Annotated in this window: 37 protein-coding genes and 1 pseudogene; 36 read left to right on the top strand and 2 right to left on the bottom strand. The window is 52.9% G+C overall.

What is annotated here, in order from left to right; all coding sequences use genetic code 11:
- The first annotated feature begins 62 nt into the window (after positions 1-62).
- From I2123_RS24045 to I2123_RS24060, 4 genes and pseudogenes are all read left to right on the top strand, one after another.
- Positions 63-284, top strand: a complete 222-nt coding sequence (locus I2123_RS24045; RefSeq protein ID WP_056771847.1) for a helix-turn-helix domain-containing protein — start codon at positions 63-65, stop codon at positions 282-284.
- Positions 285-303: 19 nt separating this feature from the next.
- Entirely contained in the window at positions 304-810 is a 507-nt protein-coding gene (locus I2123_RS24050) for a YmfL family putative regulatory protein (protein ID WP_213052689.1), read from the top strand.
- A gap of 183 nt (positions 811-993) precedes the next feature.
- Positions 994-1,170, top strand: a complete 177-nt coding sequence (locus I2123_RS24055; protein WP_136376636.1) for a DUF4222 domain-containing protein — start codon at positions 994-996, stop codon at positions 1,168-1,170.
- Positions 1,167-1,529, top strand: a pseudogene (locus tag I2123_RS24060) (helix-turn-helix domain-containing protein); the annotation flags it as partial. The gene I2123_RS24055 and the pseudogene I2123_RS24060, both read left to right, overlap by 4 nt.
- A gap of 82 nt (positions 1,530-1,611) precedes the next feature.
- Here the strand turns inward: I2123_RS24060 and I2123_RS24065 are convergent.
- Positions 1,612-2,711 (bottom strand): IS3 family transposase gene (locus I2123_RS24065; RefSeq protein WP_213051187.1). Its coding sequence is split into 2 segments (ribosomal slippage): positions 1,612-2,450 and positions 2,450-2,711, totalling 1,101 coding nucleotides; the frame shifts between segments, so codons are not numbered across the junction.
- 258 nt (positions 2,712-2,969) lie between these two features.
- Between I2123_RS24065 and I2123_RS24070 the strand changes: the two genes are divergently transcribed.
- Genes I2123_RS24070 through I2123_RS24110 form a run of 9 tightly spaced genes read left to right on the top strand, consistent with a single transcriptional unit; the run spans position 2,970 to position 7,876 of the window.
- Positions 2,970-3,458, top strand: a complete 489-nt coding sequence (locus I2123_RS24070; protein WP_420834357.1) for a conserved phage C-terminal domain-containing protein — start codon at positions 2,970-2,972, stop codon at positions 3,456-3,458.
- Positions 3,455-3,754, top strand: a complete 300-nt coding sequence (locus I2123_RS24075) for a hypothetical protein (protein ID WP_213052691.1) — start codon at positions 3,455-3,457, stop codon at positions 3,752-3,754. Before I2123_RS24070 ends, I2123_RS24075 begins: the two co-directional genes overlap by 4 nt.
- Positions 3,751-4,875 carry a DNA-methyltransferase gene (locus I2123_RS24080; RefSeq protein WP_213052692.1) on the top strand — a complete coding sequence of 375 codons (1,125 nt, stop codon included), beginning with the start codon at positions 3,751-3,753 and terminating at the stop codon, positions 4,873-4,875. The genes I2123_RS24075 and I2123_RS24080 overlap by 4 nt, the downstream gene beginning before the upstream one ends.
- Complete coding sequence (locus tag I2123_RS24085) at positions 4,868-5,026, top strand: hypothetical protein (RefSeq protein WP_213052693.1); 159 nt, start codon at positions 4,868-4,870, stop codon at positions 5,024-5,026. Before I2123_RS24080 ends, I2123_RS24085 begins: the two co-directional genes overlap by 8 nt.
- Positions 5,023-5,376, top strand: a complete 354-nt coding sequence (locus I2123_RS24090) for a chromosome partitioning protein ParB (RefSeq protein ID WP_213052694.1) — start codon at positions 5,023-5,025, stop codon at positions 5,374-5,376. Before I2123_RS24085 ends, I2123_RS24090 begins: the two co-directional genes overlap by 4 nt.
- A complete protein-coding gene (locus I2123_RS24095) occupies positions 5,367-5,741 on the top strand; it encodes a RusA family crossover junction endodeoxyribonuclease (RefSeq protein WP_213052695.1) in 375 nt (124 codons plus the stop codon). Before I2123_RS24090 ends, I2123_RS24095 begins: the two co-directional genes overlap by 10 nt.
- A gap of 14 nt (positions 5,742-5,755) precedes the next feature.
- Positions 5,756-6,451 (top strand): phage antirepressor KilAC domain-containing protein, encoded by a 696-nt coding sequence (locus I2123_RS24100; RefSeq protein WP_213052696.1) that lies wholly within the window; start codon positions 5,756-5,758, stop codon positions 6,449-6,451.
- Complete coding sequence (locus I2123_RS24105) at positions 6,448-7,461, top strand: DUF968 domain-containing protein (RefSeq protein ID WP_213052697.1); 1,014 nt, start codon at positions 6,448-6,450, stop codon at positions 7,459-7,461. The genes I2123_RS24100 and I2123_RS24105 overlap by 4 nt, the downstream gene beginning before the upstream one ends.
- A gap of 16 nt (positions 7,462-7,477) precedes the next feature.
- Complete coding sequence (locus I2123_RS24110) at positions 7,478-7,876, top strand: antiterminator Q family protein (RefSeq protein WP_213052698.1); 399 nt, start codon at positions 7,478-7,480, stop codon at positions 7,874-7,876.
- 173 nt (positions 7,877-8,049) lie between these two features.
- On the opposite strand, the gene I2123_RS25690 is transcribed toward I2123_RS24110, so the two are convergent.
- Complete coding sequence (locus tag I2123_RS25690; RefSeq protein WP_274611829.1) at positions 8,050-8,181, bottom strand: hypothetical protein; 132 nt, start codon at positions 8,179-8,181, stop codon at positions 8,050-8,052.
- A 550-nt stretch (positions 8,182-8,731) separates the two neighbouring features.
- Between I2123_RS25690 and I2123_RS24115 the strand changes: the two genes are divergently transcribed.
- The 23 genes from I2123_RS24115 (at position 8,732) to I2123_RS24225 (ending at position 25,457) form a co-directional block, all read left to right on the top strand.
- The gene (locus I2123_RS24115; protein ID WP_213052699.1) at positions 8,732-9,115 is read left to right on the top strand and encodes a phage holin family protein; all 384 of its coding nucleotides are present in this window, start codon (positions 8,732-8,734) and stop codon (positions 9,113-9,115) included.
- A complete protein-coding gene (locus tag I2123_RS24120) occupies positions 9,102-9,389 on the top strand; it encodes a phage holin family protein (protein ID WP_056769639.1) in 288 nt (95 codons plus the stop codon). Before I2123_RS24115 ends, I2123_RS24120 begins: the two co-directional genes overlap by 14 nt.
- Positions 9,386-10,012, top strand: a complete 627-nt coding sequence (locus I2123_RS24125) for a glycoside hydrolase family 19 protein (protein WP_213052700.1) — start codon at positions 9,386-9,388, stop codon at positions 10,010-10,012. Before I2123_RS24120 ends, I2123_RS24125 begins: the two co-directional genes overlap by 4 nt.
- A gap of 10 nt (positions 10,013-10,022) precedes the next feature.
- A complete protein-coding gene (locus I2123_RS24130; RefSeq protein ID WP_244879940.1) occupies positions 10,023-10,556 on the top strand; it encodes a lysis system i-spanin subunit Rz in 534 nt (177 codons plus the stop codon).
- A 120-nt stretch (positions 10,557-10,676) separates the two neighbouring features.
- Complete coding sequence (locus tag I2123_RS24135) at positions 10,677-11,108, top strand: hypothetical protein (RefSeq protein WP_213052702.1); 432 nt, start codon at positions 10,677-10,679, stop codon at positions 11,106-11,108.
- A gap of 312 nt (positions 11,109-11,420) precedes the next feature.
- On the top strand, positions 11,421-11,771 hold the full coding sequence (locus I2123_RS24140) for an HNH endonuclease (protein ID WP_213052703.1): 351 nt from the start codon (positions 11,421-11,423) through the stop codon (positions 11,769-11,771).
- A gap of 210 nt (positions 11,772-11,981) precedes the next feature.
- Complete coding sequence (locus tag I2123_RS24145; RefSeq protein WP_195816745.1) at positions 11,982-12,455, top strand: phage terminase small subunit P27 family; 474 nt, start codon at positions 11,982-11,984, stop codon at positions 12,453-12,455.
- Between the two features lie 3 nt (positions 12,456-12,458).
- On the top strand, positions 12,459-14,189 hold the full coding sequence (locus tag I2123_RS24150) for a terminase large subunit (protein WP_213052704.1): 1,731 nt from the start codon (positions 12,459-12,461) through the stop codon (positions 14,187-14,189).
- Complete coding sequence (locus I2123_RS24155) at positions 14,189-15,493, top strand: phage portal protein (RefSeq protein ID WP_213052705.1); 1,305 nt, start codon at positions 14,189-14,191, stop codon at positions 15,491-15,493. The genes I2123_RS24150 and I2123_RS24155 overlap by 1 nt, the downstream gene beginning before the upstream one ends.
- A 10-nt stretch (positions 15,494-15,503) precedes the next feature.
- Positions 15,504-16,352, top strand: a complete 849-nt coding sequence (locus tag I2123_RS24160; protein ID WP_213052706.1) for a head maturation protease, ClpP-related — start codon at positions 15,504-15,506, stop codon at positions 16,350-16,352.
- Positions 16,353-16,361: 9 nt separating this feature from the next.
- Positions 16,362-17,573 (top strand): phage major capsid protein, encoded by a 1,212-nt coding sequence (locus I2123_RS24165; protein ID WP_213052707.1) that lies wholly within the window; start codon positions 16,362-16,364, stop codon positions 17,571-17,573.
- A 54-nt stretch (positions 17,574-17,627) separates the two neighbouring features.
- Positions 17,628-17,915 (top strand): DUF7210 family protein, encoded by a 288-nt coding sequence (locus I2123_RS24170; protein WP_213052708.1) that lies wholly within the window; start codon positions 17,628-17,630, stop codon positions 17,913-17,915.
- 9 nt (positions 17,916-17,924) lie between these two features.
- The gene (locus I2123_RS24175) at positions 17,925-18,251 is read left to right on the top strand and encodes a head-tail connector protein (protein WP_136376754.1); all 327 of its coding nucleotides are present in this window, start codon (positions 17,925-17,927) and stop codon (positions 18,249-18,251) included.
- A 26-nt stretch (positions 18,252-18,277) separates the two neighbouring features.
- Positions 18,278-18,589: a phage head closure protein gene (locus tag I2123_RS24180; protein ID WP_244879941.1), complete on the top strand. Its 312-nt coding sequence runs from the start codon at positions 18,278-18,280 to the stop codon at positions 18,587-18,589.
- Positions 18,586-19,032: an HK97-gp10 family putative phage morphogenesis protein gene (locus I2123_RS24185; protein ID WP_056769658.1), complete on the top strand. Its 447-nt coding sequence runs from the start codon at positions 18,586-18,588 to the stop codon at positions 19,030-19,032. The genes I2123_RS24180 and I2123_RS24185 overlap by 4 nt, the downstream gene beginning before the upstream one ends.
- Positions 19,029-19,361 (top strand): tail completion protein gp17, encoded by a 333-nt coding sequence (gene gp17, locus I2123_RS24190; protein ID WP_213052710.1) that lies wholly within the window; start codon positions 19,029-19,031, stop codon positions 19,359-19,361. The genes I2123_RS24185 and gp17 overlap by 4 nt, the downstream gene beginning before the upstream one ends.
- A gap of 59 nt (positions 19,362-19,420) precedes the next feature.
- Positions 19,421-19,870, top strand: coding sequence for a phage tail tube protein (locus I2123_RS24195; RefSeq protein ID WP_213052945.1), 450 nt, complete (start codon positions 19,421-19,423; stop codon positions 19,868-19,870).
- A 47-nt stretch (positions 19,871-19,917) separates the two neighbouring features.
- Positions 19,918-20,340 (top strand): phage tail assembly chaperone, encoded by a 423-nt coding sequence (locus I2123_RS24200; RefSeq protein WP_213052711.1) that lies wholly within the window; start codon positions 19,918-19,920, stop codon positions 20,338-20,340.
- The gene (locus tag I2123_RS24205) at positions 20,340-20,609 is read left to right on the top strand and encodes a phage tail assembly protein T (protein ID WP_213052712.1); all 270 of its coding nucleotides are present in this window, start codon (positions 20,340-20,342) and stop codon (positions 20,607-20,609) included. Before I2123_RS24200 ends, I2123_RS24205 begins: the two co-directional genes overlap by 1 nt.
- Before the next feature lie 34 nt (positions 20,610-20,643).
- On the top strand, positions 20,644-23,967 hold the full coding sequence (locus I2123_RS24210; protein ID WP_213052713.1) for a phage tail tape measure protein: 3,324 nt from the start codon (positions 20,644-20,646) through the stop codon (positions 23,965-23,967).
- A gap of 56 nt (positions 23,968-24,023) precedes the next feature.
- Entirely contained in the window at positions 24,024-24,266 is a 243-nt protein-coding gene (locus tag I2123_RS24215; RefSeq protein WP_213052714.1) for a YebO family protein, read from the top strand.
- A gap of 54 nt (positions 24,267-24,320) precedes the next feature.
- Positions 24,321-24,662, top strand: a complete 342-nt coding sequence (locus I2123_RS24220) for a phage tail protein (protein ID WP_213052715.1) — start codon at positions 24,321-24,323, stop codon at positions 24,660-24,662.
- Positions 24,663-24,719: 57 nt separating this feature from the next.
- Positions 24,720-25,457, top strand: a complete 738-nt coding sequence (locus tag I2123_RS24225) for a phage minor tail protein L (protein WP_213052716.1) — start codon at positions 24,720-24,722, stop codon at positions 25,455-25,457.
- Positions 25,458-25,459 lie beyond the last annotated feature (2 nt).

Below are 25,459 nucleotides of genomic sequence, written 5' to 3' on the forward strand. Positions count from 1 at the left end.
AGGGTACAAGTATCTTGCGGGTTCATTTAAATAGTGCATAATGTATCCCGGAGGTACATATGATTAAAAACTATTGGGATGCTTTAACAAAACCAGAGCAAAACGCTCTGGCTAAGAAAGTCGGCAGTAGCAGTGGTTATTTGAGATTGGTCTTCAACGGTTACAAAAAAGCGGGATTTTCTCTCGCTCAACGCCTTGAAGAAGAAACCGCCGGTGTTGTTACCAAGAGTCAATTGCGACCTGACATTTATGGGGATGTTAAACCAGAAATCGCAGCGCCATAACTACCGAAGGAAAAGCGAAATGGTAGACCTGAAATCAACAGTAAAAGCGATGTGTAAAGCATACCCCGGCGGGCGCTCTGCAATGGCTGGCGCTTTGGGCATGACTGAAACGCAATTCAACAACAACCTGTACGAAAAGAATGGCTGTCGCTTCTTCGAAGTTGCAGAGCTTGAAGCGATGGAGGACATCAGCGGTGCCAATCACCTGGCGGACTACTTCGCTCAGCGCCGCGGCGGCTTTTTCGTTGAAATCCCACATCGTGACGAACTGGACCACGTTGATCTGTTCATCAAGGGGGTAAAGGTTGCGGCTAAGAGCGGGAAGGTTGATCAGCAGATAAATATTTCGATAGCAGACGACGGGGTAATTGATGAAAGCGAGAAGACAGAAATTATGTCGCTTCATCATAAGCATTTAGCTGCCCGCGATGAGTATGTGAAGTCAGTAGTGGCTTTGCATGAAAAGGTTGACGCCCAGAGTGTGCAGCTCCAGGCGTCGGGCGCATTAAAAACGTGTGTGGAGTAATTAACGCATGAACAGTTTACTCATAAAAGCCGGAGTTCCGCAAATCCGCTGTATAGCGACTGGCGGTACCGCTGGCTCTCTTTCGTACGAAGTGATGATAGGCAACCGCTGGATCCCGTGCAACTACCAGTTCGCGGCTTGGTGGGTAGGTTACGTCTGTGAGCACAGCCGGAAGGTGAGCGCATGTCTGAAGAAATCCAAAAGCTGGACCGGCATTACAAGGATTGGCGGGGCGTTGTGGTACACGTCGTGGGCTTCGACCGAGCGGGGGATCGCGTCATCTTCATGCGCGCCGGTTATCCGCATGAATGCGCGCAGCCAACTGAACAATTCCGGCGAAAATTCACGAGGGTCTTATGAGCGTTAAGTTATCCGCATACGTCTGGGACGGGCTGGCTCAGGCTGGCGTGAAAGGTACCCAATTGCTGGTAATGCTGCGTCTGGCTGATTTCTCCAGCGATGAAGGCACGTGCTATCCGGGCATTGAGACGATATCCCGCCAGATCGGTGCTGGCCGCAGTACGGTCATTACGGCTATCACTCAGTTGCAGAAAGATGGCTGGTTATCCCGTGAAGAGCGCCGCAAGGGCAACCGCAATAAAACCAACCTGTATTACCTGAACGTTAAGAAACTCCGCGAAGCAGCTACGGGTTTCTATTCTGATAGTCCAGTTTCTGAACATTCAGATCCTGAACGTTCCAATTCTGAATATTCAGATTGATCCCTTCCCAATATTGATGCCAGGATAAATCAGAGATCCGGGTCTGTTGATCCCTTCCCAATATTGATGCCAGGATAAATCAGAGATCCGGGTCTGTTTGCAGGCTTCGGACAAATTCTTCCGGAGTCTGGTTATTTAATGAGGAATGTGGCCGGTACTGGTTATATTCCTGCCGCCAGTGCTCGATCTTCTCCTGAGCATCTTCCAGTGACAGGAACCAGTGCACATTCAAACACTCATCGCGCAGGCTCCCGTTGAATGACTCGACCAGAGCATTATCTGTCGGTCTGCCGGGCCGTGAGAAGTCCATTGTCACCTTATTTTCGTATGCCCAACGGTCAAGCGCTTTAGAGATAAATTCGCTGCCATTATCCGTCTGCAACCGGTGTGGTATACGGTGCTGCATTTGTTTCAGGCGCTCCATAACAGCCACCACATCCTCTCCGCGCAGCCCCTGACCAACTTCGATCGCCAGGCATTCACGACTAAAATTATCCACTACAGTTAGGGCACGTATCCGACGCCCGTTGAACAGATTATCAGCAACAAAATCCATGCTCCAGCACTGATCTAATGCGGTCACTTCTGGACGGGCGTGTCGGTGCCTGGCTGTAACATGCCTGAGTGGGCGTTTTGCTCGCAGATTCAGTCCTTCCTGACAGTAAATTCGGTGGGTTTTCTTGTGGTTGACTAACCAGCCTTCCCTGCGCAAAAGAATATGAATGCGCGGGCAACCATAGCGGATCCGTGTCTCCGCAATTTCTCTTATCCGGTGAGTCAGGGCCCTGTCATCACGACAACTGCGATAGAGGTATACCGTGCGACTCTGCATCATTAAACGGCAACCACGACGCAGCCCGATACGAAAGGCGTCCAGCAGGTAAGTCACCGCTTCACGCTTCTGAATGGGCCTCAGAACTTTTTTCGAATGACATCCTGGAGCATTTCCTTATCCAGACTGAGGTCCGCCACCAGACGCTTAAGCCGTTGGTTTTCGTCCTCAAGCTGCCGCAAACGGCGCAGTTCTGTTACGCCCATACCGCCAAATTTTTTCTTCCAGTTATAAAAAGTGGCTTCAGAAATACCCATCTTTCTGCACACTTCCTCCACCCGAGTGCCTGTTTCGGCCTGTTTAAGGGCGAATGCTATCTGTTCTTCAGTATAACGGGTCTTTTTCATGGTTGATATGCCTCTCAGTGAGATGAAAGAAAGACCGGATACTTTAGTTTAGGCTGGCACTGTTTTCAGGGAGGAGATCAAGATTCTGAACGTCCAGAAAACGTGAATAAAAGCGGTTTTGACCGTCCAGTATCTGGAGGGGATCCGTTAGTAAATTCAAAACAAGATCCATCAGATAATAAAACCTCTTGTCAGCCTGCTGCGCAGACCGACGCCGAAGTCGAAATTACTGATCAGGCTAAACAGGTTCTGAACTACTTGAACCAGATCACCGGCTCCCGCTATCAGGTCAGCAAATCCTCATTGGATAACATCCGCGCCAGACTGCGTGAAGGCTTCACCACTGAAGAACATCAGCTGACGGTTGATTACATGCATGCCAAATGGGGCGGCGATCTGGAAATGGCCGAGTACCTGCGACCGTCCACGCTGTTCCAGCCTTCAAAGTTCCCTGGCTACCTCGAAGGCGCTAACGCCTGGAGTCGTGCAGGCCGTCCAGCGCGCAAAAACGGGAAGTGGGAGCGGGAAGGTGACGTTGCAGTTGATGCAGCCGAGCGGGATGCGGCATACCGCCGGTTCATCAGTGGTGTAGCGGCAACCAAAGCCCCGAGCGAGTTGGAAAAACTGGTCTGCACCGAAGCCAGCAAGGCCAGCGTCCGCAGCATGCGCAGTGATTTCGCCATCACCACATGGGCCAAGATTTGGAAAGACTGCGCCCAGCGCCAGCAGGGAGTGAAAGCAGCATGAAATCATATCCAGAATTAGTTCTTGAAGTGCTGGAGAGCGACAACACCGCGCGCACCGCCGCTGAAATCGAGGCCGTTATCGTGGCTAACACCGGTTCGACTCCGCACCCTACGGCAGTTCATGGCGCCCTCAACGCGCTGCGCCGCCGCCCAGAAATCACAATCACCATGACCGAAAAATCGCCGCGTAAATATCGACTCGTCGCGGCATCCGAGGCAGTGAAAACCCCGGCTGAAATCAATGCTGAGTTTGAGCGTAATTTGTGGGCAGTACGTCAGGGAAGGGGACAGGCATGAGCTATCAGCTGAATGTTGGCCGTTGCGAAGATGTCCTGCGTGGCGTGGCGGATAACAGCGTCGATTCCATTGTCACCGATCCCCCGTACGGCCTGAACTTCATGAGTCACAAGTGGGATTATCAGGTTCCGACGGTTAAACAGTGGGCCGAGTGTCTGCGCGTGCTTAAGCCTGGCGGCCACCTTCTGGCGTTCGGCGGCTCACGTACCTATCACCGTCTCGTTGTGAACATTGAAGATGCCGGTTTTGAGATCCGCGATCAACTGATGTGGATTTACGGCAGCGGATTCCCTAAGTCTAAAAACCTTCGGGGCGATAACGCCGGGATGGGCACCGCACTTAAGCCCGCGCATGAACCGATAGTAATGGCACGCAAACCGCTGGTCGGGAATGTTGAGACGAATGTCGAACAGTTTGGTACCGGCGCGCTGAACATCGATTTATCCCGAGTTCCGACTGAAGAGGCCCTAACTGGTGGCGCTGGAGCACTTCTGTCGCATGTTCGAGATGGTAAAGATCCAGACTGCGACGAATGGAAGCCAGAGCAGCTCGGGCGCTGGCCTGCAAACGTCCTTCATGACGGCAGTGAAGATGTGATCGCCGCATTCCCTGACGCTAAAGGTCAGCAAGGCGACCTGAAAACTACGGGAAAAACTCGGCCAGCGCGCGTTTGTTATGGCGATATGAATGCCCCGCGCGAACATGCCGCTCGAGTGGAAAATAGCAAATCAGCCGCACGATTCTTCTACTGCGCGAAGGTCACGAAGACAGAGCGTGATGAAGGAATGGAAAGGTTTGTGCCGTTCTCTGCATCTGAAATGACCGGGGGCCGCGTGGAGGGAAGTGCTGGACTCAATGACCCGCGCGCTGGCGCTGGGCGAACTGCTGGCGCTCGAAACAACCATCCAACGGTAAAACCCTGCGACCTGATGCGCTATCTGTGCCGATTAATAACTCCTGCTGGCGGGACGGTGCTGGATCCGTTTATGGGCTCAGGCTCAACCGGTAAAGCCGCCATCCTCGACGGTTTCAGCTTCATCGGTATTGAACTCGATCCCGATCACCTGACCACCGCCGCCGCGCGCATCGCTCACTCTGTAAAGGTAATGGCTGATGAATGAGTTCCAGAAAATCTGGCTTGATGCCTATCGCTGCTACCTCGTGGCCGCATCTGCGACTGGCGAGCATTGCCCATCGGATTACGACAGCGCGCGTGAACATGCTGATGCTGTGCTGAATAGTCTGATCAAGGCGGGAGAGGTGACTGCATGATCCTGGGAAAATTAATTAGTTCACAGCGCTATCTCGATCGGAAGAAAGTCGTTGATAAAGCGCTTCGCTTCAAAATGTTCCGCGTTTCAGTATATCCAGTCGTGCTTCGTGGTGTTCAGTACACGGTCCTGATGGACGGACACCACAACTTTGCGGCGGCGAAATTGGCTGAAGTCGAGCCGGTTTACATCGGGCCACCGAAAAAGCTGGTGAAGATATTCAGCAAAATGACCGATCGGGAAATCGAGGTGATGCTGATAAACCACCTGACCGATTGCGATTATTACTTTGTCGATACCGGCGAAGTGGTGGAACACCTCCTGATGCCGGAGTACCAGACATGCAACTGATCCTGCCATTCCCACCGAGCATGAACGGTTATTGGCGCTCACCCGGTAAGGGCGCAAAGATCAGCCAACGCGGGAGAATCTACCGGTCAAACGCTATTGGTGCGGTGTATGAGCAGCTGCGCCGCCGCCCTCAGCCATTACAGCAGGATGTGCAGATCACGGTCATCCTGTACCCGCCGAACCGTGCAAAGCGCGACCTGGATAATTTCTTCAAAGCGCTGTTCGACAGCCTGACACACGCGGGCGTGTGGGTAGACGATAGCCAAATTAAACGGATATCTGCTGAGTGGGGACCTGTAACAAAGTTGGGAAGAGCTGAATTAACAATCACTGATTTCAAACCTGCCGGTGTGCAGCCGGTTTAACGTGTGGGGTATTTATGTCGAACAGTTTGCTGTCAGGAAAAGTGGTAACCATGTCGAGCCGTGAAATTGCTGAGCTGGTGCAGAGCAAGCACAGCGATGTTAAGCGCTCGGCTGAACGGCTTGCAGTTGGTGAAATTTTAAGCGCGCCGTTGGCGCACACCCCCTATTTGCATGAGCAGAACGGTCAGGAATATCAGGAATACTGGTTCAATAAACGTGATTCTCTGGTGCTGGTCGCCCGGTTGTCGCCGGAGTTTACCGCCGTTGTGGTGGATCGCTGGCAGGAGCTGGAATCGAAAAGCCAAGTTCCTCAATCACTACCTGAAGCGCTTCGCCTCGCTGCAGATCTGGCAGAGGAAAAACAGGTTCTTGAATCTCAACTGGCGCTGGCGGCGCCGAAAGTGGACTTCGTTGATCAGTATGTCATTGCCAAAGGTTCGATGGGCTTCCGATCTGTGTGCAAGCTGCTCAAGGCAAAAGAGCCAGAATTCAGGTTGTTCATGATTGATGAAAAAATCGTATACCGGCAAGACGGGCAATTTACGCCATACAGCATGCACACCGATGCTGGTCGGTTCGAAATGAAGACCGGCACAAACCCGGCCAATCAGCATGCGTTCCGTCAGGCACGTTTTACGCCCAAGGGGATCCAGTGGATTGCCGGATTGTGGGCTGAATATCTTCGGAAGAAACAGGAGGCCGCCGCGTGAGAGCATTATTGAAGCCATACCCACAGAGGGATTTGGGGATCGTGCTGTTGCGGCCGCCGGGCGACATGCTGCAGCACTTTAGCGGTAAACGTCTGCTGATCACCGACGAGCCAGCAGACCTGCGCGGCGTGCCCGACGGTCTGGTACCGGTAGAGGCTCAGCCGTTATCGCGTGATCCGCGTCTCGCACCCTTTCTTTCGTCAGAGCGCGTGATTGGTCTGGCTGGTGGCTGGGATGCGCTGAAGCTTTGGGTTAAGCGTAACCGCGGCTGTCAGTGCACCGACTTCGGCGGCCAATATCATCATCATGAGCTGGTGCAGGTGCGCCGGGCGCGCGGCATGGTGTCCCTGTGCTGGTCTCACGACAATGAATACCGCGACAAAGAATCCGCCAAACTGGACGCCGCTGCGCTGGCGAATGTCACTGAATTCGTGACTGAAGCTATCCGGGCTCGCTCTCGGCTTCCCGACGGACACCGCTTGACTCTGGGCGAGCTTTGCTGGTGGTCAACGAGTAAAGGGCTGGCCACACAACTGCCGGAGGAAATCATTTGCGAGGCTCTGGGCGTGAAATACCGCGCACCTGGCACCCAGATGAAAGAATCCGACACCGACCCTTATGAGAAAGAACCACGAGAGGCTCTGGCGAACAACATCAAACCCGTGTTGGCGCTGGCAATCGATCCGGAGACGCCGGAGTCATTCTTGCTGCGCCCGAAGCGCCGCCGGTACGAGAACACGAAATACACCCAGTGGGTAAAGCGCCAGCCATGCTGTGCCTGTGGTAACGGGTCTGATGATCCGCACCACATCACCGGCAACGGATTTGGTGGAATGGCGACAAAAGCGCATGACCTGTTCGTGATCCCGCTGTGCAGACGGTGTCACGACTCACTTCATGCGAATACCCAGGATTGGGAAAACGAACACGGTACACAGGAACATCTGTTACTGACGACATTAGACCGCGCGTTGGCGATGGGTGTTATCGCTACAGGCAAAGCAAAATAAGAGTGTGGAGAGAATAATGCGTGATATTCAACTGGTACTGGCTCGTTATGGCGTTTGGGCGAAAGATAATTCAGGCGTTGACTGGTCACCTATTGCCGCAGGATTTAAAGGTCTACTGCCCACTGAATCCAGCAAGGTCGAATCCTGTTGTGATAATGATGGCCTGATTGTAGATGCTGCGGTAGGGCGTCTCGCTGCCGTCCGTAAACCGGAAGAGGTAACGCTCATTATGCTGCATTACCGCATGGGTCTATCCAAACGGAAAATAGCGAAGATGTACAAAGTGAGTGAAGGCCTGATCCGCCAGCAGTTGCAGGTAGCGGAAGGCTTCGTTGATGGGTGTCTCGCAATGACCGGAGCGGTGCTGGAGATGGACGCTTACACTCAGAAAATCAGGGTGGCGAAAGTCGCATAAAATAGTTCTAGTGCGCTACGCAAAAACTCTTGTAACCTGTTAAGAGTGGTCACGTAGTCACAAAGCTTAGACAATTTCAGAACCTCGCTTCCGCGGGGTTCATTTGTTTTTGTATGTAAAAAAAGCCCGGCATTTTCATGCCGAGCTTTGCGTTAATTAATCACATAATCCACTCAGTTTGGCGGCGAGCGGAAGTGATCGATAACATGCTCCAATCGCCCGTAGCGGATGCGTTGGTAGCGATTTACATACACTGATTTTCTTGAAGCAAACCCAATTTGATGGGCAAGATTGGTGGTCGACATTACACTTTCCTCAGTCAAGTCACAGACCCATGCTCCTTGACAATATATTTGGAAACGCTAATGTGCTCACTGTGACGTATGCGTTAGCGGGGTCTTCCAAAAGAACTCGTTTCGTATATCTGGGGGGCTTCTTTTGCGGGAGGCTCCCCAAAATTCCTCTGCAGTAGAATAATTCCTGATGTCATATTCACAGACTTACAAACACAACATCTAGACATTCATCCGCTTCGATCTACAAGATAGAGAGCGTATGGGTCATTTGCAAGTGAACAAAATCGCCAGATTTGTGGATAACTTGGGGAGATATTTTTGACTCTCTCTTGTAGCCCCCGCCCTTGCTGGTGCGACAAACCTGTCAATATCTGACTTATGATTTTCTTATATTTTTTGCAAAACGTAATATTTTCCAAAATTAGATCTTTTTTGCCAAAATTAAAGGAAAAATGTGGGTCTAAAGACTCCAAAACATATGAGGTCGCCTAATGGGCGGCCTTTTTTTTATGCCCTCAATTCGGTTGTGAGGACAGCAACAGCGATAAGGGGTTTATCAATGTCTGATCCATTGTCTGGCGCTGCTGGTGCCACTGTGGCACTTGCTGGCGTCAGTATATTCGGATGGGTTAGCGGTCTGGACTATGGCGTAGTTTTCGGTTCCTTTGCTGGCGCTATGTTCTATGTCACCTCAGCCACTGACCTTACTCTTCTTCGCCGGGCCTCTTATTTCTGTGTGTCCTTCATGGTAGGGCTTTTCGGGGCTGGCGTGACGGGTTCGAAATTATCTTCATGGCTCGGATACAGCGATAAACCATTGGATGCTCTGGGCGCGTTAATCCTTGCAGCAATAGCAGTTCAGCTGCTGACCTTTGCGAGCAACAGAGCGAAAAACCCAACATCACTGATTGATCGGTGGAGGGGGAACAGTGGTAATAAATGACCCGCTGGTGATTGGCAACGTAGTGCTTTGCAGCCTGGTTGTCATTCGCCTCAGTTTCTTCCGTAAGAAGGGCGCTACCCATCGGACGTGGGCTTCATGGCTGGCATACCTGCTTATCCTGGCATACGCGACGGTTCCGCTCCGATTCATGTTCGATCACTACACCAGCACCCATTGGGCGGCTTTCGCAATCAACGCGATCATCTGCGTTGCTGTATACCGAACCGGTGGCAACGTCGCCAAACTATTCAGCGCGCTGAGACATCCACAATGACAAAAGACCAATTTACCAATGCGGCTTCCCTGAGCGCCGACTTAGCCGCGCGCTGGTATCCGCATGTGGTGTCCACGATGGCTGAATTCGATATTTCCACCCCGGCGCGTAAGGCGGCATTCATTGCGCAGGTGGGACATGAGTCCGGTGGATTTAAAACGCTGGTCGAGTCCTTCAACTATTCGATCGCCGGGCTTTCAGTGTTTACGCGCCTCACAGCATCACAGCGTGAACAGCTCGGGCGCCGGAATGGTGAAGGTCCACTGCCTGTTGAGCGCCAGCGCGCCATTGCCAATCTTGCTTATGGTGGCCGGTACGGCAACAAGGCAGCGGGTGATGGTTATAAATTCCGTGGTCGTGGACTGAAACAAATCACGTTCCTCGATAACTATCTGGCCTGTGGCCGTGCGCTGGGCATTGACCTAATCACCGATCCTGACTTGCTTCTGAAAGATGAATACGCGGCGCGGTCGGCGGGCTGGTTCTGGAAGGCAAACAACTGCAACAGCTTTGCCGACTCAGGCGACTTTGTGGGGCTGACCAAACGAATCAACGGTGGCGTAAATGGTCTGGTCGACCGGCAGGCTCGTCTGGCAATTGCCCAGAAAGCGCTGGGCATCTGAGAGGCACGACGTGGAAACATCATTGTTTGCTGCTGTGCTTAAGGCTTACTGGAAATCGGCTGTTGCCATATTACTGGCTGCCGCGCTGGTCTGGTGGATTGAGGGGCTGCGCTGGGACGCCGACGTGTCAAAGCTGAAAGCGACCCACACCGCAGAGCTGAAGAAATTCAGTGATCAGGCCGTGTTTGACCTGACCAACCAGAAGAAGCGCACCGAAGCGGCACAAACCGCGCTGGCGGCGCTGGATGCCAAACACACGAAGGAATTAGCCGATGAACAGTCCAAGAATGACAGGCTGCGCGCTGATGTCGCTGCTGACACTCGCCGGGTGCGGATCGCAGCAGCAAACCTTGCCACCTGCGAGCTTGTCGGGAACAGCACTACCGGAACCGGCGGCATGGGCGATGCAGCACAAGTCGAACTCTCTGGCGCTGGTGGACGGGCTGTTCTCGATCTCCGAGCCAGCACCATCAAAGACGACCAAGTGATCCAATACTTACAGGGCTATGCCACTGAAGCCAAGAAAAGTTGCAACGTTAAATAGGAAATGAGGTCGACAGGAAGATAAATGCACTTTGTTTAAAGTGATATATGTAAAAGTGTAAGAGAGAATGTTATTTTATAAGCAAGGACGACAAAAGATCTCTAGCAAGGAAGATAACAGATGAAGATTGTATTTAGTGTTGTTATTGGGCTGTTGTTTGCATCGAGTGTAAATGCTGCATACATTGAAGGTGAATACAACGTTTGGCGAAGAACGGATGGTGTTCTTTATGCAACCACTCAGACAGAGGATAACCAGCCTGTTTTAGTGAGTATTGTCGGTCCAGGCACTAACTGGTCTAGCATAGTCATATCCTACATCGTTAAAAAACCTTGTGATGTAGATAAAAAATCCGCAAAAATATATGTCAATATGGGGCTGGAAACCTTGGATTTCAGTTGCCAAAAGTTAGAAAAAAACAGCATTGTTAGTTATACCGTATCAAAACCAACAAGAGCTAATGAGCTTTACGCTGATTTGAAATCCGGTTTCACCGTTGTAATAGACAAAAGAATTAATATTTGGGCTGCTAATATTAGAGAGCCGAAGTAGTTTGTTAAGATTGTACAAAATAAGATTAAAGCACCGCCTAAGGGCGGTTTTTTTTATTGGAGCTTATATGCAGGTCACTATCGATGGTGTCCAGTATTCGCCTGCGTGCAATTCGGGCTCTCGGATTGGAATCGCAATCAGGCTGCTGACTATGCAGTCGGTGACGCACTGGGTGGTGAGGTTATCTATCCGTGTTACTCATTGGTTGATCATGCTGATGGTGCAACCGTTGAGCGGCACCCGGACAACGAGCCAAGGAGCGAGCGTCGCCGCGCCTGGCGTCTTGCCGTATCTCCATAACAAGGATTAATCATGCCAGCAGCAATACCTCGCGCATGCAGAAAGCATGGATGCGGCCGCACTACGACTGACAGGTCGGGCTACTGTGAGACGCACCGTAACGAAGGTTGGCAGCAGCACCAGCGTGGACAGTCAAGGCATGAGCGTGGATATGGCACCAGTTGGGACAAGCTCAGACCACTCATTCTCGCCCGTGATAAACACCTGTGCCAAGAGTGCAAACGTCAGGACAGGCTGACTCCGGCAACGACTGTCGACCACATTATCGCTAAAGCCAATGGGGGTACCGATGATCAAAGCAATCTCGAAAGCCTCTGCTGGCCCTGCCATCGAAAGAAAACAGGGCGAGAACGATCCAAATGATAATGATTATTAATAACATGATAAATCGTTGCATTTTGAATCATTTTAATGAAAATGATATCTATTCTCATTTGCGAGAGGGGGGAGGGCGGGTCAAAAGTTCAGGCCCCTTGCGCCTCAGGACCGCCGCCTAAGTTTTTGTTACGCGCCCGCAGGTTGGAAACCTTTTTCATGGGGATCCCCAATCGCGATTAATAGGAGTTTTCTATCATGTCTGGACCACCGAGAACCCCAACGAATCTGCGTTTGATCAAGGGGAACCCTTCAAAACGCGCAATAAACAAGACAGAGCCAAAACCTCCGTCAGGGGTACCCCCAGTTCCGAAGCATTTCAATAAGCAAGAGAAGTATTGGTTCAAGCGGATCGGTGAAGAGCTGGATGGTTCCAACGTGATCACGCATCTCGATGGAATGGCACTTGAATTGTTGATCGGTGCTTATGTGGAATGGAGAAGTCACCGAGACATTCTGGATGAGGAGGGGGAGACCTACAAAACAAAGACGATGACAGGCGACACTCTGATTAAAGCTCATCCGCGGGTTGGAATGATGGCAGATGCCTGGAAACGCCTACGCGGCATGATGGCAGAATTCGGCATGACACCGGCTTCACGCAGCAAGGTAAGCAGCGATGGTGCAGGGGAAGCCGACCCACTCGAAGAATTTTTGAAAAAGCGCAAATGATGAATGGCAACCGTTTCGGAAGGTATTCAGTACGCAGAGCGCGTGCTGGCTGGCGAGATTGTTGCTGGCGAACTGGTACGCCTTGCGTGCCGACGATTCCTTAACGATTTAGAGCATGGGCCGGAGCGCGGCATCTACTTTAACGAGGATCGCGCCCAACACGTTCTCGACTTTTATGATTTTGTTCCCCACGTCAAAGGCGCGCTGGCCGGTAAGCCGATAAAGCTTATGGCATGGCACGTCTTTATCCTGATTAACCTGTTTGGCTTCGTGATCCCGCTTATCGACGAGATGACCGGCGAGCAAATGCTTGATGAGGACGGAGACACCATACTGGTGCGCCGTTTCAGAACCGCATATGACGAGGTGGCGCGCAAAAACGCCAAGTCTACGTTGTCCTCCGGCATCGGCCTGTATATGACCGGTGCGGATGGTGAGGGGGGCGCGGAGGTTTACTCGGCGGCCACGACGCGCGACCAGGCGCGTATCGTTTTTGACGATGCCAAAAACATGATCAAAAAAGCGCCCCGTTCGCTGGGCCGTTTGTTCGGTCATGTAAAACTCAACATTCACCAGGAGCGCTCCGCCTCCAAGTTTGAGCCGCTTTCCAGCGACGCTAATAATCTCGACGGCCTGAATATTCACTGCGGCATTGTCGATGAGCTCCACGCTCACCGAACCCGTGACGTTTGGGACGTACTGGAAACAGCGACTGGCGCGCGTCTGCAATCGCTGCTTTTCGCAATCACCACGGCAGGCTCCAACAAAGAAGGCATCTGTTTTGAACAGCGCGATTACGCCATCAAGGTACTGCGCGGCGTGGTGGAGGACGACACATACTTCGCGATGATTTACACGCTGGATGAGGACGACGACCCGTTCGATGAAAAGAACTGGCCGAAGGCAAATCCGGGGCTTGGGATCTTTAAGCGCTGGGACGACATGCGCCGTCTGGCGAAAAAAGCGAAAGAACAGATCGCCGCGCGTCCGAACTTTTTCACCAAGCACCTCAATATCTGGGTTACCGCTGAAAGCGCCTGGATGGATATGGCCCGCTGGGATAAGTGCGGCGACATCGCTCCGGATGAAGACCTGGTCAACTGGCCGCTTTGGGTGGGTATCGATTTAGCCAACAAGATAGACATCTGCGCCGCGGTTAAAACGTGGTTGGCACCTAATGGTCACACCCATACCAAGTCGAAATTCTGGATCCCCGAAGGGCGACTGGAAACCGCGCCGAAGCATATTTCTGAGCTCTACCGGAAATGGGCGGATGCCGGATATCTGGATTTAACCGATGGTGACGTTATCGATCACGGCTATATCAAAGCCGAGGTTGAAGCCTGGGTGAAAGGTGAAAGCCTGAAAGAAATAGCCTTCGACCCGTGGAGCGCAACCCAGTTTAGCCTGGCGCTGGCCGAAGAGGGATTACCGCTGGTCGAAGTTGCCCAGACGGTAAAAAACCTGTCTGAATCCATGAAGTCAGTTCAGGCCGACGTCTACGGCAGCAAGATTCACCACGACGGCAACCCCGTGATGACGTGGATGATGTCAAACGTCACCGTTAAGCCTGACAAAAACGACAACGTGTTCCCGAATAAATCAACGCCGGAAAATAAAATCGATGGGCCGGTGGCGCTGTTCACCGCCAAAAGCCGGTTACTCGTCAACGGTGGTGATGATAAGCAGGACTTAACCGACTTCTTTGAAGATCCGATAATGATAGGTGTCTGATGAAATCCAAAAAACAACCGGGGCGTGTAAAAAGCGCCCTTTTAAATTGGCTCGGTGTACCTATCAGTTTGACCACCGGCACGTTTTGGCAGGAGTGGATGGGTACCAGCAGCAGCGGTAAAACGGTGACCGTCGATAAGGCGATCATGCTGTCCGCTGTCTGGGCCTGCGCGCGGCTGCTGAGCGAATCAGTCTCAACGTTGCCACTAAAAGTCTATAAGCGGGAAAAGGACGGTTCGCGCGCGCTGGCCACCGATCACCCGGCCTATAAAGTGCTCTGTAAACAGCCCAATGGAGAAATGACGCCGTCCAGATTCATGCTGATGCTGGTGGCAAGCATCTGTATGCGCGGTAATGCCTTCATCGAAAAGCTGATGATCGGGCAAAAGGTTGTTGGTCTTAACCCGCTTCTTCCTCAAAACATGGTCGTTAAGCGCCTCGATAACGGGCAGCTGCAGTACACCTATACCGATAAAAACGGTAAGCGTGATATCCCCGTGAAAAACATGATGCACATTCGCGGGTTCGGCCTGGACGGCGTCTGCGGCATGATGCCGATGATGGCCGGGCGGGATGTTATTGGTTCGGCCATGGCAGTTGAGGAATCTGCCGCGAAAATCTTTGAAAACGGCATACAGAACTCAGGATTTATCAGCGCTAAGACCGATATAAACGCGGAACAAAGAGCGCGCTTAAAGCAAAATCTGAGCACGTTTGTGGGTTCAAAGAATGCCGGTAAGGTCATGGTGTTGGAAGGCGACATGACTTATCAGGGGGTTACGATGAACCCTGAAGCCGCGCAGATGCTGGAGAGCCGATCCTTCAGTATTGAAGAAATCTGCCGTTGGTTCCGGATCCCGCCGTTTATGGTCGGGCATATGACCAAGCAAAGCAGTTGGGCGTCCAGCGTCGAAGGCATGAACCTTTTATTCCTGACTAACACGCTGCGCCCACTATTGGTCAATATCGAGCAAGAGATAGGGCGCTGCCTGCTCGGAAATGATGAAGATTATTTTGCCGAATTCTCTGTTGAAGGTTTACTCCGCGCTGACAGCGCCGGGCGCGCGGCTTATTACACCACGGCCCTGCAGAATGGCTGGATGAGCCGCAACGACGTCCGCCGGCTGGAAAATCTGCCTCCGATCCCAGGCGGCGACATTTACACCGTGCAGCTGAACCTCACCGCACTTGAAGATTTACGCCAAAACAACCAGGCAGCCAGAGCGAACGCACTGCTCGAGCTCCATAACCAACTGTTCCCCGATATTTCTTTCGAACATTCCCCGCTGAAAAAGGCGGCTTAGGAGCCAACCCATGTCATTAAAGAATCTTCCGGCAGCGCCGGAGGGGCGCCCGTGCGCGAAAGTCACCAGTGAGCTATCACCGGCCGCTTTGGATCGCTGGGACGGTGGCATTAAGGCTGCCAACAGCAACGACAACACGATCTCTATTTTCGATGTCATTGGTTCTGATTACTGGGGGGAGGGTGTTACAGCTAACCGAATTGCTGGTGCTCTTCGCTCAATGAACGGGGAAGACGTCACAGTGAGCATCAACTCGCCGGGCGGTGACATGTTCGAAGGGCTGGCAATCTATAACCAACTGCGAGAATACAGCGGCAAAGTCACCGTAAAAGTACTGGGCATCGCCGCTTCTGCCGCGTCGATTATCGCCATGGCCGGTGACGAGGTGCAGATCGGGCGCGGCGCGTTTCTCATGATCCACAATTGCTGGGTCGTCGCGGTAGGAAACCGGCTTGACCTCGCGCGCGCAGCGCAGGACATGGAGCCCTTCGACCGGGCAATGCAGGATATTTATTCCGCGCGCAGCGGGCTTGATGCCGAAACCGTGTCAGCAATGATGGACAACGAAACGTACATCGGCGGCAACGATGCGGTTGAGAAAGGTTTTGCTGACCGGCTTCTGTCCGCGGATGAAATTTCCGACGGGGACGAAGGCCCTGCAGCAGCGCTGCGAAAACTCGATGCGCTGCTGGCAAAGGCCAATACACCGCGCTCAGAGCGCAGAAAACTTCTCAAATCTTTATCTGCCAGTACGCCGGGCGCTGCTGACAATCACCAAGGTACGCCGAGCGCTACCGACAATCCAAACCCTGAAAACATCAAACAACTTGAAGACGCGCTGGCCGCGTTCGGCAAATAAGGAATCACCATGTCAGACGTTAATGAATTACTGAAAAAAGTATCCGCTAAACTCGAAGAAGTCTCTGGCACCTTCAGTCAGAAGGCCGAGGATGCTTTGAAAGAAGCAAAAAACTCAGGTCATCTTTCTGCTCAGACCAAAGAGGCGGTTGATAAAATTGCAAGCGAGTTTAATGCGCTGACCGAAGCGAACAAATCAATTAAAGCCGCGATGGGTGAGCTGGAGCAGCATGTTGCCAGCATGCCTTTGAACAATGCCGCGAAGGTTGTGGAGACCGTGGGCAAAGTGGTGATCAGTTCCGAAGCACTCAAGAATTTCGCGGCGAGCGTTGAAGGCGGAAAACGTGTAAACATTCCCGTGAATGCAGCGCTTCTTTCCACAGACGTTGCCAACGGGGTCGTCGAACCTCAGCGCCTGCCTGGCATTGATACAGCACCAAAACAGCGTTTGTTCATCCGCGATTTGATTGCTCCTGGTCGCACCGGCGCACCAGCGATTTTCTGGGTACAGCAGACCGGTTTCACCAACGCGGCGAAGGTTGTCGCGGAAGGGACAACCAAACCTTACAGCGGCATTGAATTCGCCACCAAAATCACCCCGGTCACCACCATTGCTCACATGTTCAAAGCATCGAAACAGATCCTCGATGACTTTGCTCAGCTGCAATCAACGGTGGATGCAGAAATGCGCTACGGCCTGAAATATGTTGAAGAGCAGGAAATTCTCTTCGGCGACGGTACCGGCGTACACCTTCACGGCATCGTGCCTCAAGCCTCTGCGTTCGACCCGGCATTTTCGGTAGAGCAGCAGAACGGCATCGATGATCTGCGTCTGGCCATGTTGCAGGCACAGCTGGCGCGTTTCCCAGCATCAGGCCATGTCCTGCACTTCATCGACTGGGCGAAGATCGAACTGACGAAAGACACGCTGGGCCGCTACATTCTGGCGAACCCTTCAGCTCTGACGGGGCCTACGTTGTGGGGCTTGCCGGTCGTGGCCACAGAAACTGCCGCCTTCCAGGGTAAATTCCTGACGGGTGCCTTTAATGCCGCCGCTCAGTTGTTCGACCGTGAAGACGCCAACGTGGTGATCAGCACCGAGAACGCCGACGATTTCGAAAAGAACATGATTTCGATCCGTTGCGAAGAGCGTCTGGCGCTGGCCGTTAAGCGCCCGGAAGCGTTCATTTATGGTTCCTTCTCAGGTGGCCCAACCACCTAATCTGCTTTCATCTCATAAGCGGCCGCATGGCCGCTTTTATTTGTGGTGATCACAATGAAATTAATCGCGATTAAGCCGATTTATCACAACAGCAACGTTGTGGTAGAGCAGGAAACCTTTGAAACCAATGAACAGCATGGGCGTGAACTGGTTGCTAAGGGGTATGCAGTTGAAGTGCAGGTAAATCTTTCGTTATCTGGCTTGGTGCCGGGCGGCGAAGCAAATAACCTGCCAGAGCCAGAGCCAGAGCCAGAGCCAGAGCCAGAGCCAGAGCCAGAGCCAGAGCCAGAGCCAGAGCCAGAGCCAGAGCCAGAGCCAGAGCCAAAAACAAAGAAAAAATAGGGCGGAATTATGCTGACAATCGATAAGGCAAAGCATCACTGCAATATTGAGCAGGAATTCACTGAAGATGATGATTGGTTCGATGTTCGCATTAAGGCTGCTGTCCGATATGTCGAGAACTATACCCGCCGCAAAATGTATTACGAAGAAGCTGATCCAGCATATTTACTGGACCCTGACGCCTTGCTTTATGGGGAGGATATTGAAACAGCCATGCTCCTTCTCATTGCGCATTGGTATGAGAACCGCGAAGCAGTAAACGTGGGCAATATCACGAGTACCTTTGATTTTGCTGTAGAAGCGCTTCTTCAACCCTATCGGATATACGGCCTATGAAAGCGGGGAGAATGCGGAACCGCGTTATGCTGCAAAAGCCCGGAGAAGGGCGTTTGCCGTCAGGGCAGCCCAGTACCGGCTGGGTTGATGTCAAATCCGTGCGTGCGGATATCTCTGATATCTCTGGTCGGGAATTATTGGATTCAGGCGCTGAAGTAGCTGGTACCACCACGCGCATTTGGATCAGGAAATATCCTGATGCGTTGCCGACGGCCGCCTGGCGAATTGTTCATCTTCCTCCTACCGGCAGCAATGAAATCTACGATGTGAAATCAGTGCTCAGCGGCGAAAATGGCACGCGTCTTGAGATTCTATGTGAGGAGGGGATAAAGCAATGATCGGAGCCAATCTGGATTTTAGCGACCTTCTTAATTTGGCGGAGGATTTGGCCGTTCTGAGCAAAGCCGAAACCAAAAAGGTACTCAATCAGGCCGCGCGGGCTGGCGCTGAAGTGATCCGTGACGCTGTAGAAGAAGGCGCGCCGAAACGCACCGGGAAGCTGGCACGCAACATTGTCGTGGTGAGCCGTAAGTCAGGACCCGGCGAAGCGGTGGCCGGTGTTCATATTCGCGGTACCAATCCCAACGGCACGAACAGCGATAACACAACGAAGGGTGCCAGCCGTAATAACGCCTTTTACTGGCGCTTCATCGAGCTGGGCACGTCAAAGATGCCCGCGAATCCTTTCGTTCGCCCTGCCTACGATACCAATCAGGAACTGGCGGCACAGGCCGGGTTTGATGAGCTGAACAAGGCCATTGATGAGGTATTGTCAAAATGACCGAAGCCGATATTTACCCTCTGATCGGCGGGCTGTGCAACGGCAAAGTTTTTCCCTATGTCGCGCCACAGGGCACCGTTGCGCCGTGGCTGGTGTTCAGCCTGCCGTCAGATAATGAGGATGACGTCATGTGCGGGCAGTCCGGGGCGTCGTCGAACTCCGTTCAGATTGACGTTTATGCCACAACGATCGACGAGGCAACGGCTATCCGGGCTCAGGCCAAAGAAGCGCTCAAGCCTTTAATGCCAACCTCCCTTATGGGTACCAAAGGTTACGAATCTGACACCGGCTTATACCGGGCGACGATCGAAGTTCAAATCTGGGAATAGTTTCACTCACCCCAATCAGCCGCCTCCGGGCGGTTTTTTTTATGTCTGGAGATCATCACATGGTCAGTAAGTACGAAAAAACGCAGGGAACACTCGTCAGTATTTCCAGTGCCCCGGCGACCTCACCAAATCCCGTTGGCGCCACCTGGATTGATGCCCAATGTGCGACGAAGGAAATCAGCTACACCGGCGGACAGAAGTCAGATATTGACGTCACGACGCTGTGCTCAACCGAACAGGAACAGACAAACGGTCTGGCTGCACCCGCTGAAATGACGCTTTCCCGCAACTGGGCTGGCAGCGAAGCCGCGCAGGAAGCCCTGCAAACGGCCTACGACAACGACGAGATCCGCGCAATTAAAGTCGTTTTCCCTTCAGGCAACGGCTTTGCCTATCTCTGCGAAGTTCGCCAGAACTCATGGAGCGCATCGACGTCCGGCGTAGTCACCGCGTCTTACACGCTGCGCATCAAGGGCAAGCCAGAGCGTATCCGTCCGGCAACAACCTAAGCGGCTTCGGCCGCTTTTTTATTACCTGAAACTTACCGGGGAAATTAATGAGCAAAGTTAAATCAGCCGTATCACTTCGCACGCTGGCGCTGGCTCCGCTGTCGGGTTTTCGTAAGAAAGTTGTGACCGTTCCTGAATGGGGCGATGCAGCCGTGACGATCCGCGAGCCCTCTTCTAAGGGATGGATTGAATGGCAACAGGTCATCAACCCCGAAGCGCCGGAAGGCCAGGAGCCGGTAAAAATGACACCGGCGCAGACCGTTCACCGCAACATGCAGGCCGACGTCATTCTCTTTATCGATGTGCTTTTAGACGAGAACGACCAGCCAGTCTTCAAAGAGGAAGATCGGGCGCAGGTCGAAAAGATTTACGGTCCGGTGCATTCCCGTTTGCTTAAGCAGGCGCTGGAACTTAGCACCACGGCGGAAGCCGCTGAAAAAAAGTCAGAGAGCCCGGCACCTTCTTCTTAATGACGCTGGCGCTCAGGCTGGGACGCACGTTGCATGAGCTGAAAAATACGCTTCCCGCCAGTGAGCTGAAGTTGTGGATGGAGTTTGACCGCGTCAGCCCGATCGGGGACCGGCGCGCCGATCTGCATGCCGCACAAATCACCGCCGCCGTATTCAACGCTCAGGGCGGTAAGGTCAGTCTTGATGATGCCCTGCTTCAGTGGCAGGAGGCTGAAGTAGAAACAGAAGAAAACGGCCTCGAAGGATTCCTCGGCAAGCTTGCAGATTAACACCCGCTCCGGCGGGTTTTTTTATGGGTGAAATATGGCAACGCTGCGCGAACTAATTATTAAAATCTCTGCTAATTCAACGTCGTTTCAAAGTGAAATAGCCCGCGCCTCCCGCATGGGTGAAAACTATTACAGAACGATGGAGCAGGGAAGCCGCAGGGCAGAGTCCGCATCGCGTCAAAGCCAGCGCGCAATCGCCGACCTTAACGGCCAGTTATCGGGCATCAGCGACACTGCTAAAGATATGGCTGGGATTTTCGCCGGTGCGTTCGCCACTGGCCACCTGATCAATCTTGCCGACGAATGGAATCAGGTTAATGCCCGTTTAAAACAGGCATCTCAATCGACAGAAGATTTCAGCAATAACCAAAAAGCGCTGATGGCCATTAGCCAGGTGACCGGCACGGCCTTTGGGGATAACGCCAGCCTGTTTGCCCGTTCCGCTGCCTCGATGCGCGAATTCGGGTATTCCTCGCAGGACGTTTTGAAAATCACCGAGTCAGTTTCTACCGGGTTAAAGCTGTCCGGGGCAAGTGCGGAAGAAAGCAGCTCTGTTATTACACAGTTCAGCCAGGCGTTAGCGCAGGGCGTTCTGCGCGGCGAAGAGTTCAACGCCGTGAACGAATCAGGCGACCGTGTGATCCGCGCGCTGGCGGCGGGCATGGGCGTAGCCCGAAAAGATTTAAAGGCGATGGCCGATCAGGGCCAGCTCACGATCGACAAAGTGGTTCCTGCGCTCATCAGCCAGCTCGGCACATTACGCGGCGAGTTTGCCAGCCTCCCGGCGTCTGTCAGCGGGTCAGTAACGAAAGTTGAAAACGCCTTTCAGGCATGGGTTGGTGCGCAGAATCAGGCAACCGGCGTCACCGCTTCACTGAGCGGTCTGCTGGACGGTCTCGCGAACAACATGGATCAGGTCGCCTCTACTCTCGGCGTTCTGGTGGGTATTGGCGCGGCGCGCTTCTTTGGCAACATGGCGTCAGGCGTCGGTACAGCCACCACGCAAATGATCGCAGCGCAGCGGGCTGAAGTTGCTCTGGCTGCTGCACAGGTTCGCGGCACGCAGATTTCCACAGCCCGCGCCCGCGCTGCGGTATATCGCGCTCAGCAGGCGAAAGCCGCAGCAGTCAGTGCAGACCAGCAAACGGCAGCTGAGAAAAGGCTGGCGGCCGCGCAGGCGCAGTTAACCAGAAACATGGCAGCCCGTGAGGCGGCGCAAACCCGTCTCAATTCCGTCGCGTCGCTGGGATCCCGTATTGGCAGTGGCCTTCTGGGCGCTGTCGGCGGCATACCGGGCGTGGTTTTGGGTATCGGTGCCGCGTGGCTCTACACCTCTCAGCAAAATGAGCAGGCCCGCCGAGAAGCGCAGGAGTACGGCAAAGCAATAGACTTGATCCGGCAGAAAACCAGTTCAATGGCGCTGCCGGAAACGGATGATAACGTTCAAAGAACGAAAAGCGCGTTTGATGAACAAAACCGGCTGGTTGCCGAACAGGCTGAAAGAGTACGGAAGCTGAAAGTTGAAATCAGCGGCTATCAGCAAATTTTGGCGAATCCGGGCCCTACCGTCGGCGGGTTCATGGTCAATCACCTGACCAGCATCGACAGTGCGACGAAGTCCCTCGGAGAAGCCACCTCCTCACTGACCGTTGAGCAGGAACGCTTATCGGAAATGCAGGGTAAGTCCCTCGAGATTCAGACGGTTTTAGAGGGGCTGGAGCACCGCCGCGTTGCGCTGATCCGGCAGCAGGCCGCCGAGCAAAATACCGCTTATCAGTCCCTGCTGATGATGAACGGCCAGCACACTGAATTTAACCGCGTTCTCTCCCTGGGTAACACGTTGTTGCAGTCCCGCGCCGGTCTGGTCAATTCGCCGATGCGCGTGCCGCAGGCGGATGTATCAACCAAGGATCAGCAGAGCCTGCAGCAGAGGCAGCAGCAGGCTGAACTCGCAGGCCTGACCGGTCTGGCGAAAGTACGCAAGCAGGCGCAGTTTGATCTGGAGAAAATGGGGAAAACTGGTGCTGAAAATGCCACGTACTCCATCCAGTACACCAAAGCCTTAGAAGACGAATACAACAACACCCAGCGGTTATCGGACGCCAAAAAAGGCGCGAGTGCCGCAACCAAAGAGCAGAACAAAGCCGAGCGGGAAGCCGCGGCGCAGGCAGAGCAGTACACCCGAAAGATGGCCGATCTGAGTGTGGCCATTGAGGTGCAAAGGGTCAGAGCGACTGAGGGTGAAAAGGCCTCCGAACTTTATGCTGCGTCTCACCAAACCGGTACCAAATGGACGGAAGCGCAAATCAAGGCGATCCGCGAATCATCTGAAGAACTGGCGAAGTGGAATCAGAAAGCGGATGAAACCGTCAGAAAGCAGCGTGAGCAGGCCGACGCGCTGAAAGACCTCACTGACGCCGCCAGAAAATACCGGGACGAAACCGCGCTGACGACGGAGACGGCTGGCCTCAGTGACCGTCAGCGCTCTCGGTTTGATGAAACGCAGCAGGTTAACCGGGTATTCGCCAAAACCGACCAGGGCGCAGCTGCTATCTCAGCGCGCAACGCTGCACTGACAGAACTGGACAATAAGTATAAGGCAACGGCGGCAGCTGAAGCTGACTGGATGTCCGGTGCATCCCGTGGGTACAATAACTGGGTCGACAGTGTCAGCAACATTTCCGGCACAGTTTCTCAGGGTATTGAAAACACGATGGGTAGCGCGCTAGATAATACCGCAGCCATGCTCACTGGCAGCAAAGCTGACTGGAAAGACTGGGGGTTGTCTGCATTGCAGATGATAGCCAAAGTTGGCTTACAGATGGCGATCATGAGCGCGATGGGTAAGGGGAGCGCGTTGGGTGGAATATTCACAACCGTTGCTTCTGGTATTGGCAGCGCATTTGCTGGAGGTACAGCAGGCTCAGCGAATAACGCATTTTCTTCGGGCTCGTATAGTGGCCTGACACTGAATGCAAAGGGCGGGGTGTATAGCTCTCCCGATCTCAGCAGCTACAGCGGCTCCATAGTCGATTCTCCCACGTATTTCGCTTTTGCAAAGGGTGCAGGGCTAATGGGTGAAGCTGGGCCAGAAGCAATCATGCCGCTCACCCGCGCTGCGAATGGATCGCTGGGTGTGCGCGCTGTCTCAGGTGGTGGTACCAATGTTTCAACTCCAGGAAACGTGAATATTAAGGTTGATGCTCCGGTGACGATCATGAATAGCGGAGAAAGTGGTGGCGTTAGCAGTGCTGGCGCTTCTGACACTGCTAACCAGCTCAAAGGCATCGTTCAACAGGTAATTTCTGATCGCCTTCGTAAGGAGATTTCTCCGGGAGGATTGCTATACAAAGGCTGATAGATTTTAAATGGAGTGATACGATTCGTGCTCAATATTCGTGATGGAGCATAGAAATGGATAGCACCGGTTTAAGCCTTATTTGGTTATTAATTTTTTCTTTAATTGGCATCGTTTTATGGTTTTTCCTAAACCGTGCAAGTGTACGTGCAAACCGCCAAGTGGAATTGCTCGAGTCTATTGATAGTAAATTAACAGACTTTATAAATTCCAAGCCGGTAACTGAAAGTGTTAATAAATCCAATAATAAATCAGACGCTGAATATTTGGAGGAGGCAAGGAAAAAAGCAGGCCTTTGAATTATAATAAAACTCTTAATAACCCGCTCCGGCGGGTTTTTTTATAGGTGAAATATGGCAACTGACACTTTTACATGGTGCGTTCAGGTGAATGCCAGCGAGGAATTGAAGGTCAGCACTTTGCAGGCGCAGTTTGGGGATGGATATAAACAGGTCGGCAGCAACGGCATTAACTCCGCTGCTGAGACATGGACGCTATCCTGCAACGGAGACATTGTTGCCATGAAGGTTGTCCGGGATTTTCTCCAAAATCATGTCATTTCTTCCTTCTGGTGGACTAACCCGTGGGGAGATCGAAAGCTCTACAGGGTAAAATCTGATTCAATTAATCCGACGTTTGTGAATGGTAAATTTGCTGCAATAGCCTTTGTTTTTGAACAGGCGTTTGCGCCCTAAAATTTCACCGTTTTCGAAAAGGCTGCCTCCGGGTGGCCTTTTTTATTTGGAGAGATCATGAGCTTTACTCAGGATGTGCAGGCGCTTGAGCCGGGCCAGCTGATCCAGCTGATAGAAATCGACGGTTCTGCGTTTGGTTTCGACACAGTACTGCGCTTTCATGCACACAATATCGACTCTGCCGGCTGGAATTCTTTTGCCGCTGATAATCTGCCGTCAATCATTTGGCAGGGTAATGAATACGATCCGCACCCCTATGAGTTAACCAGTTTGGAGCTATCCAGCACGGGGTCGCAGCCAACGCCAACGCTTTCGGTGGGTAACGTGGGCAACTACGTTACGGCGCTGTGTCTGCAGTACGACGACATGGTGAAGGCGAAAGTCAAAGTTCACACCACGCTGGCCAAATATCTTGATGCCGCGAACTGGACGGCGGGCAACCCGACTGCCAGCCCGATTGATGAACGCGTTCAGCTTTACTACATCAACGCCAAAAAAGCCGAGACGCGGATTCAGGTCGACTTCGAGCTGTGTTCTCCCTTCGACGTTCAAAGCCTGCAGCTGCCGACTCGCCAGATAACCCCGGTGTGCACCTGGTGCATGCGTGGATGGTATCGAACGGGGACCGGCTGCGATTACAACGGTACTAACTATTTCTTGAAAGACGGCACGCCGACGAGTAATCCCGCGCTGGATGTGTGCGGCGGCCGGATGTCGGATTGCAAGTTGCGGTTTGGTACCGAAAATCCGCTACCTTTCGGCGGCTTTCCGGCGGCTAACCTGCAGGGGAAATAATC

The sequence above is a fragment of the Rahnella inusitata genome, from assembly GCF_018288855.1.
Lineage (GTDB): Bacteria > Pseudomonadota > Gammaproteobacteria > Enterobacterales > Enterobacteriaceae > Rahnella > Rahnella inusitata.